At 39.7% G+C, this 335-nt stretch carries 1 pseudogene; it reads left to right on the top strand.

Going from position 1 to position 335, the window contains the following annotated elements:
- Positions 1-335 (top strand): annotated as a pseudogene (locus CWB75_RS18905) (1-deoxy-D-xylulose-5-phosphate synthase N-terminal domain-containing protein); the annotation flags it as partial.

Below are 335 nucleotides of genomic sequence, written 5' to 3'. Positions count from 1 at the left end.
ACAAATTAAAGTGATGATGATCAGTGGTACTTTTTTTGAAGAATTAGGACAAATTTACATATCTCCAATTGATGGCCATGATTTGAACATGCTGCGTGTATAGGCTGCTTAACATGCGTAACTTAAAATGCCCACAACTTTTACATATAAACACCCCCAAAGGCAACGGTAACAAGCCCGCAGAAGCCGCGCCGTTTGGTTATCCTGGCGTACCAAAATATGATCCTGCAACTTCAATTTTACCAATATCTAACCCAACTGCGGCTACTTTCTCAATTGTATTTGGTGATTGGCTTTGTGATATGGCAGAGCAAGTTAGCAAATTGATGGCAATT

The sequence above is a fragment of the Pseudoalteromonas sp. S1608 genome (assembly GCF_005887265.1).
Taxonomy (GTDB): Bacteria; Pseudomonadota; Gammaproteobacteria; order Enterobacterales; family Alteromonadaceae; genus Pseudoalteromonas; species Pseudoalteromonas undina.
The sequence above is the reverse complement of the archived record's forward strand: the minus strand, read 5'-3'. Positions and strand labels throughout refer to the sequence as shown.